At 69.3% G+C, this 14,955-nt stretch carries 12 protein-coding genes; 7 read left to right on the top strand and 5 right to left on the bottom strand.

The window, feature by feature from the left end; all coding sequences use genetic code 11:
- Positions 1-71 precede the first annotated feature (71 nt).
- The 4 genes from PV963_RS23350 to PV963_RS23335 form a co-directional block, all read right to left on the bottom strand.
- Positions 72-1,874: a caspase family protein gene (locus tag PV963_RS23350; RefSeq protein WP_274817696.1), complete on the bottom strand. Its 1,803-nt coding sequence runs from the start codon at positions 1,872-1,874 to the stop codon at positions 72-74.
- The gene (locus tag PV963_RS23345) at positions 1,871-2,263 is read right to left on the bottom strand and encodes a hypothetical protein (protein ID WP_274817695.1); all 393 of its coding nucleotides are present in this window, start codon (positions 2,261-2,263) and stop codon (positions 1,871-1,873) included. The genes PV963_RS23350 and PV963_RS23345 overlap by 4 nt, the downstream gene beginning before the upstream one ends.
- Positions 2,264-2,593: 330 nt before the next feature.
- Positions 2,594-3,571, bottom strand: a complete 978-nt coding sequence (locus PV963_RS23340; RefSeq protein WP_274817694.1) for a pirin family protein — start codon at positions 3,569-3,571, stop codon at positions 2,594-2,596.
- A gap of 172 nt (positions 3,572-3,743) precedes the next feature.
- Positions 3,744-5,243: an MFS transporter gene (locus tag PV963_RS23335; protein ID WP_274817693.1), complete on the bottom strand. Its 1,500-nt coding sequence runs from the start codon at positions 5,241-5,243 to the stop codon at positions 3,744-3,746.
- A gap of 141 nt (positions 5,244-5,384) precedes the next feature.
- Here PV963_RS23335 and PV963_RS23330 point away from each other — a divergent pair, with 141 nt between their 5' ends.
- A complete protein-coding gene (locus PV963_RS23330; RefSeq protein WP_274817692.1) occupies positions 5,385-6,122 on the top strand; it encodes a TetR/AcrR family transcriptional regulator C-terminal domain-containing protein in 738 nt (245 codons plus the stop codon).
- A 36-nt stretch (positions 6,123-6,158) separates the two neighbouring features.
- Here PV963_RS23330 and PV963_RS23325 read toward each other — a convergent pair whose 3' ends face one another.
- Complete coding sequence (locus PV963_RS23325) at positions 6,159-6,623, bottom strand: SseB family protein (protein ID WP_030846788.1); 465 nt, start codon at positions 6,621-6,623, stop codon at positions 6,159-6,161.
- Between the two features lie 122 nt (positions 6,624-6,745).
- Here PV963_RS23325 and PV963_RS23320 point away from each other — a divergent pair, with 122 nt between their 5' ends.
- The 6 genes from PV963_RS23320 to PV963_RS23295 all read left to right on the top strand — a co-directional run bounded on the left by PV963_RS23320 (position 6,746) and on the right by PV963_RS23295 (position 14,943).
- The gene (locus PV963_RS23320) at positions 6,746-7,570 is read left to right on the top strand and encodes an intradiol ring-cleavage dioxygenase (protein WP_274817691.1); all 825 of its coding nucleotides are present in this window, start codon (positions 6,746-6,748) and stop codon (positions 7,568-7,570) included.
- Between the two features lie 134 nt (positions 7,571-7,704).
- Positions 7,705-9,531 (top strand): acyl-CoA dehydrogenase, encoded by a 1,827-nt coding sequence (locus PV963_RS23315; protein ID WP_020270442.1) that lies wholly within the window; start codon positions 7,705-7,707, stop codon positions 9,529-9,531.
- A gap of 74 nt (positions 9,532-9,605) precedes the next feature.
- A complete protein-coding gene (locus PV963_RS23310) occupies positions 9,606-10,904 on the top strand; it encodes a M18 family aminopeptidase (RefSeq protein ID WP_274817690.1) in 1,299 nt (432 codons plus the stop codon).
- 86 nt (positions 10,905-10,990) lie between these two features.
- Entirely contained in the window at positions 10,991-11,239 is a 249-nt protein-coding gene (locus PV963_RS23305) for a DUF6458 family protein (RefSeq protein ID WP_086600312.1), read from the top strand.
- Between the two features lie 95 nt (positions 11,240-11,334).
- Positions 11,335-11,676, top strand: a complete 342-nt coding sequence (locus tag PV963_RS23300; protein WP_274817689.1) for a hypothetical protein — start codon at positions 11,335-11,337, stop codon at positions 11,674-11,676.
- A gap of 903 nt (positions 11,677-12,579) precedes the next feature.
- A complete protein-coding gene (locus tag PV963_RS23295; RefSeq protein WP_274817688.1) occupies positions 12,580-14,943 on the top strand; it encodes a hypothetical protein in 2,364 nt (787 codons plus the stop codon).
- The last annotated feature ends 12 nt before the right edge of the window (positions 14,944-14,955 follow it).

The raw sequence follows: 14,955 nt of genomic DNA, 5'->3' as shown, positions 1-14,955 counted from the left end.
CCCGCTCGGGTGACGGGGCGTCAGCGCCGCTGGCCCGGTCGCCGGTTCAGGTCACCCGGCTGCTGAGGCAGTCACCAATGAGAGCTGCCCACCAGGTAGGTGATGCCCGCGAGGACGGCGAGGACCAGCGCCGGGATCGCCAGACCCTTCGCGATCGAGGTCAGTGTGTGCGTACCGCTCGCCGCCTGTCTCGTGTACTGCTCCCGCCGTGCGCCCAGATCGTGCCGGGCGAACGCGCCGACGACCAGCGCCACCGCACCGGCGATCAGACACACGGTGAGCGGTGTGAGCGCTCCGTGCTCGCGGATGTTCTCCTCGATGTTGCCGTGCACCCCTTCGTCGCCCCGTTCCATGACGGCCACCACCGCCGCCTGGAGGCCCAGTACGAGCGTGACGACCGCCGTGCCGGCGAGGGCGAGGGCGGCACCGGCAAGGGCGGGAGCGCGTCGGGACGGGGACGACTGGTCCCTTCGCGTCTGGTGTGCAGTGGTCGGGGGCGGCTTCTCGGGTGGGGGCGGGATGCGCGGGGGCTCGACGATCGCCGTGTCCCGCTTGCGGTCCGATCCATGCGTCGTCCTCGTGGAGCCGTGCGAGGGCCCGCCTCCGGGCTCGTGTGCCGGGCCTACCACCGCCTCCACGTGGATCACTGACTCGTCGGCCACACCCTTCAGCACGATGTCGCCGGACAGGTGCCCCTCGGCGGCCGTGTCGACGTGGACCTCCAGACCGCTCCGGATCGGATCGACCCGCAGCCACGACTGTGTGGGCTGGGCCACGCAGTGACGGGCGAGCAGTGGGCCGTGCATGGTCACGGACCGCTTCTGGGGGGTCGAGCCCTTCGGTATCAGGCCGAAGTCCAGGTGGTCGGGGGACGGTGTCAGGCGGATCTCACTCAAGACGTCGGACGCCAGATCGGCGATCTGCTGGATGTCGTTGCGCGCGACCTCCTCCAAGTGCTGACGCGCTCCTTCCGCCACGGGCAGCTCCGTGTGCCGCAGTCGTCTGCGCAACTCCAGCACGGCGCCCTGCCGTTTAAGGACGTCGTCGCTGTTCATGGCCGCCTGCAGGGAGGGCGGCGAGGGAACGGCGACGATCTTGATGCGGCCACGCCGACTGTGCGCCAGATGCAGCTCCCCGTGCAGCTCCGCCGCCTTCTTCGGCGTCTGATGGGGGTTCTGCTCCCGTACGTGTCTGTAGACGTACTCGTACAGGTCGTCGAGGGATACTTTCCCGTCCACGTCGAGGTCGGCCTCGCCGGTCTCCAGGCCCTCGACCACCGCGTGCGTGAACACCGAAGGCCGCGGACCGGAGTTCTCGGCGAGTTGGTTGCCCTCGAAGGCGTACTCCATGGAGTCGGACGCCGTGATGACGGCCCAGCCCCGCCCACTGGCCGGCTCGTCCTTCGCGAACGACTCGAGGACGTTGACCTCTCCGGAAGCGCGCACAGAGGACGAGCCCCGGGAGAAGGCGCCGCCGTAGCAGCAGTCGAGGAACAGGACGGTGCGGCCCGCCCGGGTGCCGGACATGCAGCCGCGGACGAACTGGGAGGGGACGGCCGTGGCGGCCAGCAACGGGGGCTCGGTGTCGCTCGCGGCGAAGTACAGCTCGCCGGACTCGCTCTTGAGGCCGTGGCAGGAGAAGTGCAGCAGGAGCGTGTCGGCGCGGCTGCGGTCGTTGAAGAAGCCCTGGATGCGCCTGCGCATGAGGTCGGCCGATGCGTTGTGCACGACCTCCACCTCGAAGTCGCCGATCTGCGGGTCGCGCAGCACCCTCTCGAGGGCCGCGGCGTCCTGGGCAGGCGCCCTGAGCTTCTTGAGCCCCTGGTCGGCGTACCGGTCGTTGGCGATGATCAGCGCGTGTCTGGATTCCGTCATGGCTCGGCTCCAGCCGTGGAATGGCGCTGGAGGAAGATCTTGAACGCCTCCGCGACCTGATCGTCGGTCGCCTCGGACACCTCCAAGACGTCGTCGCCCAGCTGCAGGTGCAAGGACGGGTGTGTGTCATGGCGCCGGCCCAGCCACGACCGGACCACGGTCAGCACCTGGCTCAGGGCGGTTGCCGAGCTGCCCAGGGACACCAGGAGGGCACCGATCTCAGTGACGTCCACCGCCCGCGCTCCGGGAGGGACCTCCCCGCTGGTGAGCGCCGTGACGTCGTCCACGTCGAGATCGAGAAGTTCCTCGCGCAGGTAGCCGGTCAGCTCCGCGACGCGTTCGGCTTCCGCGTCCTCTTCGGTGAGGAGGATTTGCAGTTTGTTCTCCACCGGCTCAGCCCCTTGGTTCAGTTCGTGCTCGGTAGGGGCGGCGCAGAGTCGGACCAGCGGTGGGCTCTACGTCATCATTTACAGTTTCTGCTGCTCAGAGCAAGGTGGCAAGTCGCCGACGACGGAATAAATTTGACGGTTCAATCATAAAGTTCGTCGTTCAACTCAAGATGGCTCATCGTCGGCTACGTCCTTTGATACAAGGGCAATTCCTCAACCGCCGCAGAAAAGCCCCGTGTTGGCTGCCTCGTTGCCGTGATCCACGGCCCACACGTCAGCCCCGTCTGCGCTGCAGACGGGGCTGTCTCATCGTGAGAGCCAACGCCGGTGTCAGTCCTGCGGTCCGCTCGCGGTCATTCCGTGCACCGCCGGGACCGTCCCCAGCCGGCCCTTCTGGAAGTCCTCGAAGGCCTGCATGAGTTCTTCCTTGGTGTTCATCACGAACGGGCCGTAGTGGGCCATGGGCTCACGGATCGGCTGCCCGCCGAGCAGGACGACCTCCAGGTCCGGCGTGTGGGAGTCCTGCTTCTCGTCCGCGCGGACGGTCAGCGAGGATCCGGCGCCGAAGACGGCGGTCTGACCCATGTGGACCGGCCGGCGCTCGGCGCCGACGCTGCCGCGCCCGGCCAGGACGTACGCCAGCCCGTTGAAGTCCTCGCGCCACGGCAGGGTCAGCTCCGCGCCCGGCGCCAGCGTCGCGTGGATCATCGTGATCGGCGTGTGCGTGATGCCGGGGCCCTGGTGCCCGTCCAGCTCACCGGCGATGACACGCAGCAGCGCGCCGCCGTCCGGGGTGCTGAGCAGCTGGACCGAGCCGCCGCGGATGTCCTGGTAGCGCGGGGCCATCATCTTGTCCTTGGCCGGGAGGTTCACCCACAGCTGGAGGCCGTGGAAGAGCCCGCCCGACATGACCAGATGCTCCGGTGGCGCCTCGATGTGCAGCAGTCCCGAGCCCGCGGTCATCCACTGGGTGTCCCCGTTGGTGATGGTGCCGCCGCCGCCGTTGGAGTCCTGGTGGTCGAAGATCCCGTCGATGATGTACGTGACGGTCTCGAAGCCGCGGTGCGGGTGCCAGGGAGTGCCCTTGGGCTCGCCCGGCGCGTACTCCACCTCACCCATCTGGTCCATCATGATGAACGGGTCGAGGTGGCGGTAGTTGATCCCCGCGAACGCCCGGCGCACCGGGAAGCCCTCGCCCTCGAAACCGCTCGGAGCGGTCGTGACGGCGAGCACGGGACGTGCCACGGCGTCGGTCGGCGCGGTCACGCGGGGCAACGTCAACGGGTTCTCGGCGGTCACAGCAGGCATGTCGGTTCCTCCTCGTGTACGCCCACTTTAGTTGAGCGTTGAACTTTCTGCTACCCCAAACAGAGAAAACCGGGAGGGCATTCCCGGGCGACGGCGCAGCGAACCACGGGACACCGGCACGGCGAAAGGCCGGCACCCCCGCGATCGGGGTGCCGGCCTTCGTACGTCCGCGTCAGGCGACCAGCTCGGGCTCCTCGTTCCCGGCCCGGGCGGGCTCGGGCTTGCGGTCCCGCATCACCAGCGTGGCGACGACCGCCGCGGCCAGGACACCGACCGCGCTGATCGCGAAGGTCGTCGACATCGAGGCCGTGAAGGCCTCGCGGGCCGCCAGCACCAGGCCCGCGTCGCCCCCGGCGACGGCCAGCGCCCCGCCGATGGACTCCCTGGCCTGCTCGGGAGCGCCGGTCGGCATCTCGTCCGCGTAACCACCGGAGAGCAGCGAGCCGAGGATGGCGATGCCGAGGGCGGTGCCGGACTGCTGGATGGTGTCGTTGAGGGCCGAGCCGACGCCCGCCTTCTCCTCCGGGATGGTGCCCATCAGCGCGGCCACCGCGGCCGGCATCGCCAGACCGGCGCCCAGGCCCAGGATCCCCAGCGCCACGGCCGGCACCGTGAAGCCGCTGTCGGCGCTGAGCGTGGTCAGCAGTCCGAAGGAGGCGGCCATCAGCAGCATCCCGGCGAGGATGACGATCCGGTTGCCGATCTTCACGGCGAGCTGCGCCCCGGCCGCGTTGCCGGCCAGCGCGGCCACGGCCAGCGGCAGGAAGGCCAGGCCCGCCTTGACGGCCGAGTAGCCGAGGACGAACTGGAGGTACTGGGTCAGGACCAGCAGCAGACCGGCGTTGCCGATCTGGACGAGCGCCAGGGAGAGCGAACCCCCGCTGAAGTTGCGGTGCTTGAAGAGGACCAGCGGGACCATCGGCGAGCGGGTGACGTTCTCCCAGATCACGAAGCCGGCCAGGGCGACCACCGCGACGGCGAGGACGAGGAGCGAACGGCCGCCGAACGCGCCGTGCTGCGGGATCTCGATGATCCACCACACCAGGGCCGTCATGCCCACCGCCGACAGCACCGCGCCCAGCGGATCCGGCTTCTGCCAGGGCGCCTTCGACTCCGGCATCAGCAGCACCCCGGCCAGCAGCGCCAGCGCGACGATCGGCACGTTGATCAGGAAGATCGCCTGCCAGGCGAAGTGGTCGATCAGCACACCGCCGAGGACCGGGCTGCCGACCAGCCCCAGCATCGACACCGAACCCCACGCCGCCATCGCCTTGGGCCGCTCGCCCTCGTCGAAGACGGTGATCAGGATCGACAGTGTCGACGGCATGATCAGCGCCCCGCCGACCCCCATCGCGATCCGCACCGCGATCAGCTCACCCGGACTGGCGCAGAACACCGCCCCCAGCGAGGCCGCCCCGAACAGCAGCAGGCCGATCAGCATCACCTTCCGGCGCCCGAAGCGGTCTCCCAGGCTTCCCGAGGTCAGCAGCAGCCCGGCGAAGACCAGGATGTAGGAGTCGAGGATCCACTGCGTGTCCTGGGCGCTCGCCCCGATGTCCTCGGTCAGCGCGGGCACCGCGACCGTGAGCGCCATGTTGTCCACAACCAGCACGAGCGTGCTCAGGCACAGCACGATCAGGATCCACCAGCGGCGTGGATTGCGAGCGTCCATTCCAGTCCCCTCCTGCGAACAGCGTTCCTTCGATGCGCACACTGTACGCACAGCGGAACAATGTGCGCAACACTTGAGTCCTGTACGCTGACTGCGCACGCTGTTCGCACGAGGATGCGGAAAGTCCAGCAGGAGGAGCAGATGAGCCGCAGCAAGACGACGGACAAGAACCCGATCCCGTCCGTATGGGCCCGCGAGCAGCGCCGCGCCGACCAGCCCGCGCTCAGCCGGGAGGCGATCGTCCGCGAGGCGATCGCCATGCTCGACGCGGACGGCATCGAGGCGCTCAGCATGCGCAAGCTCGGCGCCCGACTGAACGCCGGCGCGACCTCGCTGTACCGGCACGTCGCCACGAAGGACGAGCTGATGGAGCTCGCGGTGGACGAGGTCACCGCCGAGATCCACGTCCCGCCGGCCGACAGCCCCGACTGGCGCGCGGCGGTGACCGAGGCCGCGGGGTCCTTCCGTACGACGGCCCTACGGCACCCCTGGCTGCCCCTGGTCCTGGGCCAGGCCGGGCTCGCCTACCTCGGGCCCAACTACATGACCTTCTCGGAGCGCCTCGCGGCCCTGTTCACCGCGGCGGGGTTCCCCGAGCCGAGCCGTGCGATCGACGCGGTCTTCTCGTACGTCATCGGCATGTCCACCACGGAGGCCGCCTGGCTCACCACGGTCGCCCGCTCCGGCGAGACCGAGTCGGAGTTCGTCGCCCGTCTGCTGCCCACGGCACGGCAGGTCTCCGCCGGCTACGACCACCTGGCGGCCGCCGAAGCCACGACCGCCGCCCAGGCCGCCGACCCCGCCCGGCTCCGCGACGACAAGTTCGCCTACGGCCTGGAAGTCGTCCTGGACGGCCTGGCGCTACGCCTGCCGAAGTGAAGTAGGGCCAGCCACCGCCTGTGAAGCAAAGGGCGGCTAGCCGTACATCCGGCGCATCGCGAACTCGACCATCTGCTCGACGGCCTTCGCGTCGAACACCATGCGGTGCTCGCCCTCCATGTCCAGCACGAAGCCGTAGCCGGTCGGCAGCAGGTCCAGGACCTCGGCGCCGGTGATCACGAAGTACTTGGACTCCTTGCCCGCGTACCGGCGCAGCTCCTTGAGCGTGCTGAACATCGGGATCACCGGCTGCTGGGTGTTGTGCAGGGCGAGGAAACCGGGGTTGTCGCCGCGCGGGCAGTAGACCTTCGACGTCGCGAAGACCTGCTGGAAGTCCTCGGCGGCCATCTGCCCGGTGGTGAACGCGCGCACCGCGTCCGTCAGGGAGGGCGGGGACGGCTCGGGGTACAGCGGCGGCTGCTGTCCGTATCCGCCGGACATCGGCTGCTGCGGAGGGGCGTACTGCCCTTGCGGGCCCGCTGTCTGGTCGTAGCCGTACATGAGCGCAAGAGTACCGAGAGCGGCCGGGCGATCGGGCCGGTACGGCGGGCCCGGCAAACCGACAGCGACTTGACAGCGCCGGCTCTGTGGATCGCGGCGCCCGCCGCTCGTAGCGTCACACCATGAACGGACGCCATGACGAGGGCCCGCACGAGCACGACAGAGGCCTCTCCTACGACCTGCCCGTCCTCGCCCGCCGCCGGATGATCCGGCTGATGGCGGGCGCGAGCCTGGTCCCGCTGGTGGGCTGCACGACGGAGGAGGAGAAGACCACGGCGTCCCCCTCCCCTTCCTCCCCTTCCTCCTCGTCCGCCGGGTGCGCGGAGATCCCCGAGGAGACGGCCGGCCCCTTCCCCGGCGACGGCTCGAACGGTGTGAACGTCCTGAAGGAGAGCGGCGTCGTCCGCAGCGACATCACGCGGAGCTTCGGCGACTTCGCCGACGGCACCGCCGAGGGCGTACCCCTGACGCTCACGCTGACGGTGGTGGACGCGGCCTCCGGCTGCGGCACCCCGAAGCAGGGCGCCGCCGTCTACGTGTGGCACTGCGACCGGGAGGGCGCCTACTCCCTGTACTCCGAGGGCGTCACCGAGGAGAACTACCTGCGGGGCGTCCAGGAGACGGACGAGAAGGGCCAGGTCACGTTCACGAGCGTCTTCCCCGGCTGCTACCCGGGCCGCTGGCCGCACGTCCACTTCGAGATCTACGGCAGCCTGGCCGACGCCACCGCCGCCACGTCGATCACGAACACCTCGCAGCTCGCCTTCCCGAAGGACGTCTGCGACGCGGTGTACGCCACGGACGGCTACGGCGACAGCGTGCGGAACCTGAGCAGTCTCTCCCTGGAGGACGACGGCATCTTCAGCGACGGCCACGACCGGCAGCTGGCGACGATGACGGGCACTGCGGGGGACGGCTACACCGCGGCCTTGACCGTTCCGGTGTGACCTGTCACAGATGACCGGATGGGGTTGCGTCTTATTACTGGCGGGTAGCATCATCGTAGCTACTTGTTGGTACGTGAACTAGCGCGAGGATCCAGTGCCTCGCCGATCTCTCTAGGGAGCCGGGAGCCGTCGCCATGGGGCACTACAAGTCGAATCTCCGTGACATCGAGTTCAACCTCTTCGAAGTACTCGGGCGCGACAAGGTGTACGGCACCGGTCCGTTCGAGGAGATGGACGTCGAGACCGCGAAGAGCATCCTGGAGGAGCTGACCCGCCTCTCGGAGAACGAGCTGGCCGAGTCCTTCATCGACGCCGACCGCAACCCGCCGGTCTTCGACCCGGAGACCAACACCGCGCCGGTCCCCGCGTCCTTCAAGAAGAGCTACCAGGCCTTCATGGACTCCGAGTACTGGCGCCTCGGCCTGCCCGAGGAGATCGGCGGCACCACCTCGCCCCGCTCCCTGATCTGGGCCTACGCCGAGCTGATCCTGGGCGCCAACCCGGCCGTGTGGATGTACTCCTCGGGCCCGGCCTTCGCCGGCATCCTCTTCGAGGAGGGCAACGAGGTCCAGAAGCACATAGCGAAGGTCGCCACGGAGAAGCAGTGGGGCTCCACGATGGTGCTCACCGAGCCCGACGCGGGCTCCGACGTGGGCGCCGGCCGCACCAAGGCCGTGCAGCAGGAGGACGGCTCCTGGCACATCGAGGGCGTGAAGCGCTTCATCACCTCCGGTGAGCACGACATGTCGGAGAACATCCTCCACTACGTGCTCGCGCGTCCCGAGGGCGCCGGCCCCGGCACCAAGGGCCTGTCGCTCTTCCTCGTCCCGAAGTACCTCTTCGACTTCGAGACCGGCGAGCTGGGCGAGCGCAACGGCGTCTACGCCACGAACGTCGAGCACAAGATGGGCCTGAAGGCCTCCAACACCTGCGAGATGACGTTCGGCGACCAGCACCCCGCCAAGGGCTGGCTGATCGGCGACAAGCACGACGGCATCCGCCAGATGTTCCGCATCATCGAGTTCGCCCGCATGATGGTCGGCACGAAGGCGATCTCCACGCTGTCGACCGGCTACCTGAACGCGCTGGAGTACGCCAAGGAGCGCGTCCAGGGCCCGGACCTGGCGAACTTCATGGACAAGACCGCGCCCAAGGTCACCATCACCCACCACCCCGACGTGCGCCGCTCGCTCATGACGCAGAAGGCGTACGCGGAGGGCATGCGCGCCCTGGTGATGTACACCGCCTCGATCCAGGACGCGATCCAGATCAAGGAGGCCGCCGGCGAGGACGCCGCCACCGAGCACGCGCTGAACGACCTGCTCCTGCCCATCGTCAAGGGCTACGGTTCCGAGAAGGGCTACGAGCAGCTCGCCCAGTCGCTGCAGACCTTCGGCGGCTCCGGCTTCCTCCAGGAGTACCCGATCGAGCAGTACATCCGGGACTCCAAGATCGACACCCTCTACGAGGGCACCACGGCGATCCAGGGCCAGGACTTCTTCTTCCGGAAGATCGTCCGCAACCAGGGCGCCGCGCTGAACTCCCTCGCCGAGGACATCAAGAAGTTCCTGGCCCTCGGCACGGGCGGCGAGGAGCTGGCCGGGGCCCGCGAGCACCTCGCCAAGGCCGCGGTCGAGCTGGAGGCCATCGTCGGCCTGATGCTCACCGACCTCGCGGCCACCGAGCAGGACGTCAAGAACATCTACAAGGTCGGGCTGAACACCACCCGCCTGCTGATGGCCTCCGGTGACGTCGTCGTCGGTTACCTGCTGCTCAAGGGCGCCGCGATCGCCGCCGAGAAGCTGGAGACCGCCTCCGCCAAGGACAAGGCCTTCTACACCGGCAAGATCGCCGCGGCCAAGTTCTTCGCCGCCAACGTCCTGCCGGGCGTCACCCTGGCCCGCAAGGTCGCCGAGGGTGTCGAGCTGGACCTGATGGAGCTGGACGAGGCCGCGTTCTGATCCTCACGTCCTCTGTTCGAGGGCCTGTTCCCCTACCCCGGGAACGGGCCCTCGTCCGTCGTTAAGGTGAAGGCATGACCGAACCAGCCCGCTTCGACCGCGGCCACACCGACGACCTCATGACCTTCCTGGCGGCGAGCCCGTCGCCGTACCACGCCGTGGCCACAGCTGCCGAACGGCTGGAGAAGGCAGGCTTCAGGCAGGTCGCGGAGACGGACGCCTGGGACGGGACGAAGGGCGGCAAGTACGTGCTGCGCGGCGGCGCGATCGTCGCCTGGTACGTGCCGGAGGGCGCCGCACCGCACACGCCGTTCCGGATCGTCGGCGCCCACACCGACTCCCCCAACCTGCGCGTCAAGCCGCTCCCCGACAGCGGGGCGCACGGCTGGCGCCAGGTGGCCGTGGAGATCTACGGCGGACCGCTGCTCAACTCCTGGCTGGACCGCGACCTGGGCCTCGCGGGCCGGCTGACCCTGCGCGACGGCTCGACGCGCCTGGTCAACATCGACCGGCCGCTGCTGCGCGTCCCGCAGCTCGCCATCCACCTGGACCGCTCGGTGACGGCCGACGGCCTCAAGCTCGACAAGCAGCGGCACATGCAGCCGGTCTGGGGCCTGGGCAACGACGTGCGCGACGGCGACCTGATCGCCTTCCTGGAGGAGACGGCCGGCATCCCCGCGGGCGAGGTCACCGGCTGGGACCTGATGACGCACTCCGTGGAACCGCCCGCCTACCTGGGCCGCGACCGCGAACTGCTGGCCGGCCCGCGCATGGACAACCTGCTGTCCGTGCACGCCGGCACGGCGGCCCTCGCAGCCGTGGCCTCCGGCGCCTCCCAGCCGACGTCCATCCCCGTCCTGGCCGCCTTCGACCACGAGGAGAACGGCTCCCAGTCGGACACGGGCGCGGACGGACCGCTGCTCGGCAACGTGCTGGAGCGCTCGGTGTTCGCCCGCGGCGGCTCCTACGAGGACCGGGCCCGCGCCTTCGCCGGCACGGTCTGCCTGTCCTCCGACACCGGCCACGCCGTGCACCCCAACTACGCGGAGCGGCACGACCCGACGCACCACCCGCGCGTCAACGGCGGCCCGATCCTCAAGGTCAACGTCAACAACCGCTACGCCACGGACGGTTCGGGACGCGCGGAGTTCACGGCGGCCTGCGAGGCGGCCGACGTGCCCTTCCAGTCCTTCGTCTCCAACAACTCCATGCCCTGCGGCACCACGATCGGCCCGATCACCGCAGCCCGGCACGGCATCAGGACCGTCGACATCGGCGTGGCCATCCTGTCGATGCACAGCGCGCGCGAACTGTGCGGAGCCGACGACCCGTTCCTGCTCGCGAACGCGTTGACGGCGTTCCTGGAGGGATAGAACGGGCCGTCACCGCATGGGTGTTCCCCTCGGGGGTACCCGGTGTGCGGACCGGAACGACCGGACCGTACAGGGAGGCGACACTCATGGGCCTCGGCGGATGCATCATCCTCATCGCCGTGGGAGCCATCCTCACGTTCGCGACCGACTGGGACATGCAGGGGGTCAACCTCGACCTGGTCGGCATCATCCTGATGATCGTCGGGCTGATCGGCGTCACGACGTTCAGCAGCATCGCCAGGCGCCGGCGCGTGGTGGTGCCACCGACGACGCCGGTCGTGGACGACGGACGGCGCCACACGCGCGATGGCTACAGCGACGGTTACGGGGTGTAGGGCCGCAAGGCCCGCCCCCGGGCCGTCAAACCTCTGAAAGGCCGTCGGGACAAAATCTGCTCATCTCAGCAACCAACTCAGTAATGTGCTGAGTTATGGATTTCACTGTTATCGCTCACGCCGTAGAGGTGGATCACGGCATCAAGCGGCTCTCCATGCGATTCATCAAGAAGTACGCGGCGCCGGAACGGCAGCGTCTGAGTGCCGAGCTGTGCGAGGAGATCACCACGGAGTTCGACAAGCTCGGTCTCATCGCACTGCCCCGGCGTCTGCCCACGTCCGAGAACGAATTCGTGTTCGTCATCGAGAAGAACAGCGCGCTCGGCCAGACAGTCGCCGTCGCATCGACTCTCGCCGCCCTCGACAAGCTCGGACAGAGCCCGTTGCCCCGGCTTTTCGACAACTATTCCGAGGCTCGGGGTCACTTGGCCGCATAATCACCATCTCGGTGCCTGATCTCGCCCTGATCGGTTCGAATCGGATCGATATCGATCCAGGTTCGACTGGTTACACTAATCGGCTTTGTGGCTCATCGCGCAGACAGTAGTTTCGTCGGTGCGCGAAGCGAGGCGCCTGCAACGCGCGAGCACCGCCGTTGCAGCGGAGGCTCCATGACATCCCTTGTCATGCAAATGGAGTTGAGCCTTGAACGCTTCCGAGCATGAGCCTGCCACCCCCGCCGCCGGCGGCGGGACCGATCACATATCGCCCTTCATCGCGAACGCGAACGACCCGCCCCGGAGCCTCTACGTCACCGTCCTGTCCGGCGGACCGGCCATGTCCGTCGCCGGGTGGCTCCACCCGTCCGCCCTGCGCGGTCCGAGCAGGGCCGAACGGTGGAGCTACCGGCAGGTCCTGCGGCGAGGACTGGAGGTGATCGCCCACCTGCCCGGGACCACCGTCGGCACCGCCCGCGGACGAGGCATGAGCGCGCCGCAACGGCCGATGCCGTCCTCGGACAGCTGTCGTCCCGTCACAGCAGGGACGGAACATCCGCTCCGGCGCTCGTCCGTACCAACACGGCCGTCACCACCTGGTACGGACTCACGCCCGACCGGGCGCCCGCCGCCCGGCACCCCGACCAGGCCCCGCCGCACGCCTCGGCTCAGGCGGGAGACCTGCTGGAGGCGGCGGAGTTCGTCGCGTACTGCGCCTGCCGGCACCACGCCCGGTGGCACAACCGCCGGTTCCTGTGGGGGTGGCTTCCCGAGCTGATCCCGGGCGCCGAGCACTCCCTCCGGATCCGACGAGCCAGATCCGACGAACGACCACGCCCCTTCTCCAGACTTCGCCGACCTCTCCTCTCCCTTGCCGCTCCTGTGCCCCGGAGGCCATCACCCATGTCTGTACACGCTCCCCGCTCCTTCACCGTGCAGTGGGGTTCCGACTCCGTGCTGGTGTCCAATGTCGAACCCGAGCTGCCGGTCGCGACCGGGGACGCGGACCTCGCGAAGGTGGTCGAGGCGGGGCGGGGCAACCCGGTGACTCTGCTGCCGGAAGCCGCCTGGCAGGCCGTCGCCCGCGCCACGACCAGCCCCGACGGGGTGGCCGTGCAGCTCCGGCCCACCCCGGAGGAGCCGGCCGGTCTGCTGATGGTGGAGAACGTCGACGGCGCGACCCTGCGCTCGGTCGTCACCCGGGTCTACCTGAGCGAGGTGCTGCCCGGTATTCAGCCCCGCACCGGCATGGAGGTCATGGAGATCCCGGACCCCCAGGTCCAGGGCATCACCGACGAGGACCGCCCCTGCGCCATCGTCCGGTACCGGTACCAGGACCTCGCCCACCTCCGGAACCACGTGTGGCAGACCATCCACGGCACCTTGTCGCTCAACAGCTACGCGCCCTCCATCCTGGCCCGCAAGGTCACGCGCAACCTCATCACCCACCCCGTCGAGATCACCTTCGAGGACGGCACCGAGTCCTTCCACGCGCTGGTGGTGCGGGACGGCATCACCCGGCTGGCGAGCGCCTGGGCCGTGCTCGCCGGGCCGGACGCGGACGCGGCGGAGGCGGCCGGGCTCACGGTGGACTCGCTCTTCGGCAAGAACCCCGCCACCCTGCCGGGGCAGGGCGGCAGTCCACTCGGGCAGCGGCTGGCCGCGGGCCGGGAGAGGTGGCGCCGGGCGCTCAGGGAGGAGTTCGCCCAGGACATCACCGCCGAGGAGCCTGGGACACGCGCCGCCCAGATCGCCCAGACCTACGTCCTTCCGGCCCAGATCGCCGTCGGGGCGGAAGGACACCCCGGGCATCTGCTGGCCGCCGAGGACATCTTCGACGACGCGATCCGCTCCGTGCTGGCCTCGGTACACGTCGAGTTCAAGCAGTGGGACACGGCCGCCCAGAACGTCGAGGTGGCGACGCGCGCCCTCAAACGCGTGATCCAACTGGGCGACTCGCTGGTGCCCAAGGACGACCTCCAGATCGTCTACGGACTGGCCGTCGGCCGGATCCCGGTCGAGGAACTCCCCAGGGTGTTCGCCACCGACGCGGTCGCGGCACCGCCCGGCACCGCCTTGTGGCGCAGCGTCTACCTGGTGCACGCCCTGACCCGGCCGGAACTCCTGGAGCCGCTGAAGGACCAGGCCAAAGCCATCAAGGGCGGGAAGCGCATGGGGCTGAAGGGGTTCGCGGAACTCCTCGGTCCGCTGATCGACCTCCCGTGGCGCTCGTACAAGAAGCATGTGACCACCCAGGCGCGCAACGCCTGGAACAACGGTGGCGTCCTCACCTCCGACGTCATCCAGGAGTGGGAGCCCCTCCCGACGGACGACTTCACCAGCCTGGTCAAGCCCGCACTGCTGGGCGACATCGACGCACGCTGCACCCTGGCCGTGGCAGGGGGCGTGGCGCTGATCGCCGACAAGCTCCTCACCCGGAACGTCGGGTCGGCGCTGATGGCCGCCAAGGACAAGGGCGGCGTCCCGTTCCGCGCCGACGTCAACCAGGTCATCGAGGACCTGTCCCGGCAGGACAACGAGGTGGGGCTGTGGACCCTCGCGCTGGCCGCGAACCGCTTCCGCAGCGACGCCCTGCCCGAGAACGCCGTGACGATGCGCCAGCTCATCCACAAGCAGAAGACCGAGGGGCAGGCAGGTACGCCGTACGTCCACTTCAAGGTCGACCTCGACAGCCCCGACCAGATCGAGCGTGACGGCGACGGTGTGCCCGTGATGCTGCACCAGTGGGACGTCGTCTGGGCGTCGAACCCCGAACGAGCCCTCAAGGCGCACCCTCCCAAGGCCCCCCTGGTGCCGCTCCCGTCGGGTCCGACGACCGGCCCGGTGTCCGGGGCCCCGGCGCCGGGCGCCACCGGAACCGGGCCCGCGGACACCGGGGACTCCGGCGAGGGCACGGCGGGAGAGACGGACGGCGAGGGCTCGGACTCCGACGAAGCCGCCTTGTTCCCGGGCCCGGACGGAAGCCGACCGCACGAGGTCCACCGGCCCGCCAGCCAGCGCGCCGCCGACCACCGGCAGGTCCTGCGGCACAGCGTCACCGCCGCCCGGGACTCCCTCGACCGGCTGCTCCTCCTCGAACCGGAGGTCGGCAACCACACGCCCATCGTCCCGGTGACCGTCCTCGACGAGCTCCACAAGCTGCTCATCGGCCTCCAGACGGACGTGGAGAACCTGCGCCGGAAGGCCGCCCAGGAGGACAACACCGCCCTGGAGGACGAGGACGCCCTGGAGGACATGGGGGTGTGAGCCGCACCTGCC

This window comes from Streptomyces coeruleorubidus (assembly GCF_028885415.1).
GTDB classification, from domain to species: Bacteria; Actinomycetota; Actinomycetes; order Streptomycetales; family Streptomycetaceae; genus Streptomyces; species Streptomyces coeruleorubidus_A.
The sequence above is the reverse complement of the archived record's forward strand: the minus strand, read 5'-3'. Positions and strand labels throughout refer to the sequence as shown.

Excerpts from the sequence above, each read along its gene's own strand:
- PV963_RS23350 (WP_274817696.1), bottom strand. The coding sequence starts at position 1,874 with ATGACGGAATCCAGACACGCGCTGATCATCGCCAACGACCGGTACGCC.
- PV963_RS23340 (WP_274817694.1), bottom strand. The coding sequence starts at position 3,571 with ATGCCTGCTGTGACCGCCGAGAACCCGTTGACGTTGCCCCGCGTGACC.
- PV963_RS23335 (WP_274817693.1), bottom strand. The coding sequence starts at position 5,243 with ATGGACGCTCGCAATCCACGCCGCTGGTGGATCCTGATCGTGCTGTGC.
- PV963_RS23330 (WP_274817692.1), top strand. The coding sequence starts at position 5,385 with ATGAGCCGCAGCAAGACGACGGACAAGAACCCGATCCCGTCCGTATGG.
- PV963_RS23325 (WP_030846788.1), bottom strand. The coding sequence starts at position 6,623 with ATGTACGGCTACGACCAGACAGCGGGCCCGCAAGGGCAGTACGCCCCT.
- PV963_RS23320 (WP_274817691.1), top strand. The coding sequence starts at position 6,746 with ATGAACGGACGCCATGACGAGGGCCCGCACGAGCACGACAGAGGCCTC.
- PV963_RS23315 (WP_020270442.1), top strand. The coding sequence starts at position 7,705 with ATGGGGCACTACAAGTCGAATCTCCGTGACATCGAGTTCAACCTCTTC.
- PV963_RS23310 (WP_274817690.1), top strand. The coding sequence starts at position 9,606 with ATGACCGAACCAGCCCGCTTCGACCGCGGCCACACCGACGACCTCATG.
- PV963_RS23305 (WP_086600312.1), top strand. The coding sequence starts at position 10,991 with ATGGGCCTCGGCGGATGCATCATCCTCATCGCCGTGGGAGCCATCCTC.
- PV963_RS23300 (WP_274817689.1), top strand. The coding sequence starts at position 11,335 with ATGGATTTCACTGTTATCGCTCACGCCGTAGAGGTGGATCACGGCATC.
- PV963_RS23295 (WP_274817688.1), top strand. The coding sequence starts at position 12,580 with ATGTCTGTACACGCTCCCCGCTCCTTCACCGTGCAGTGGGGTTCCGAC.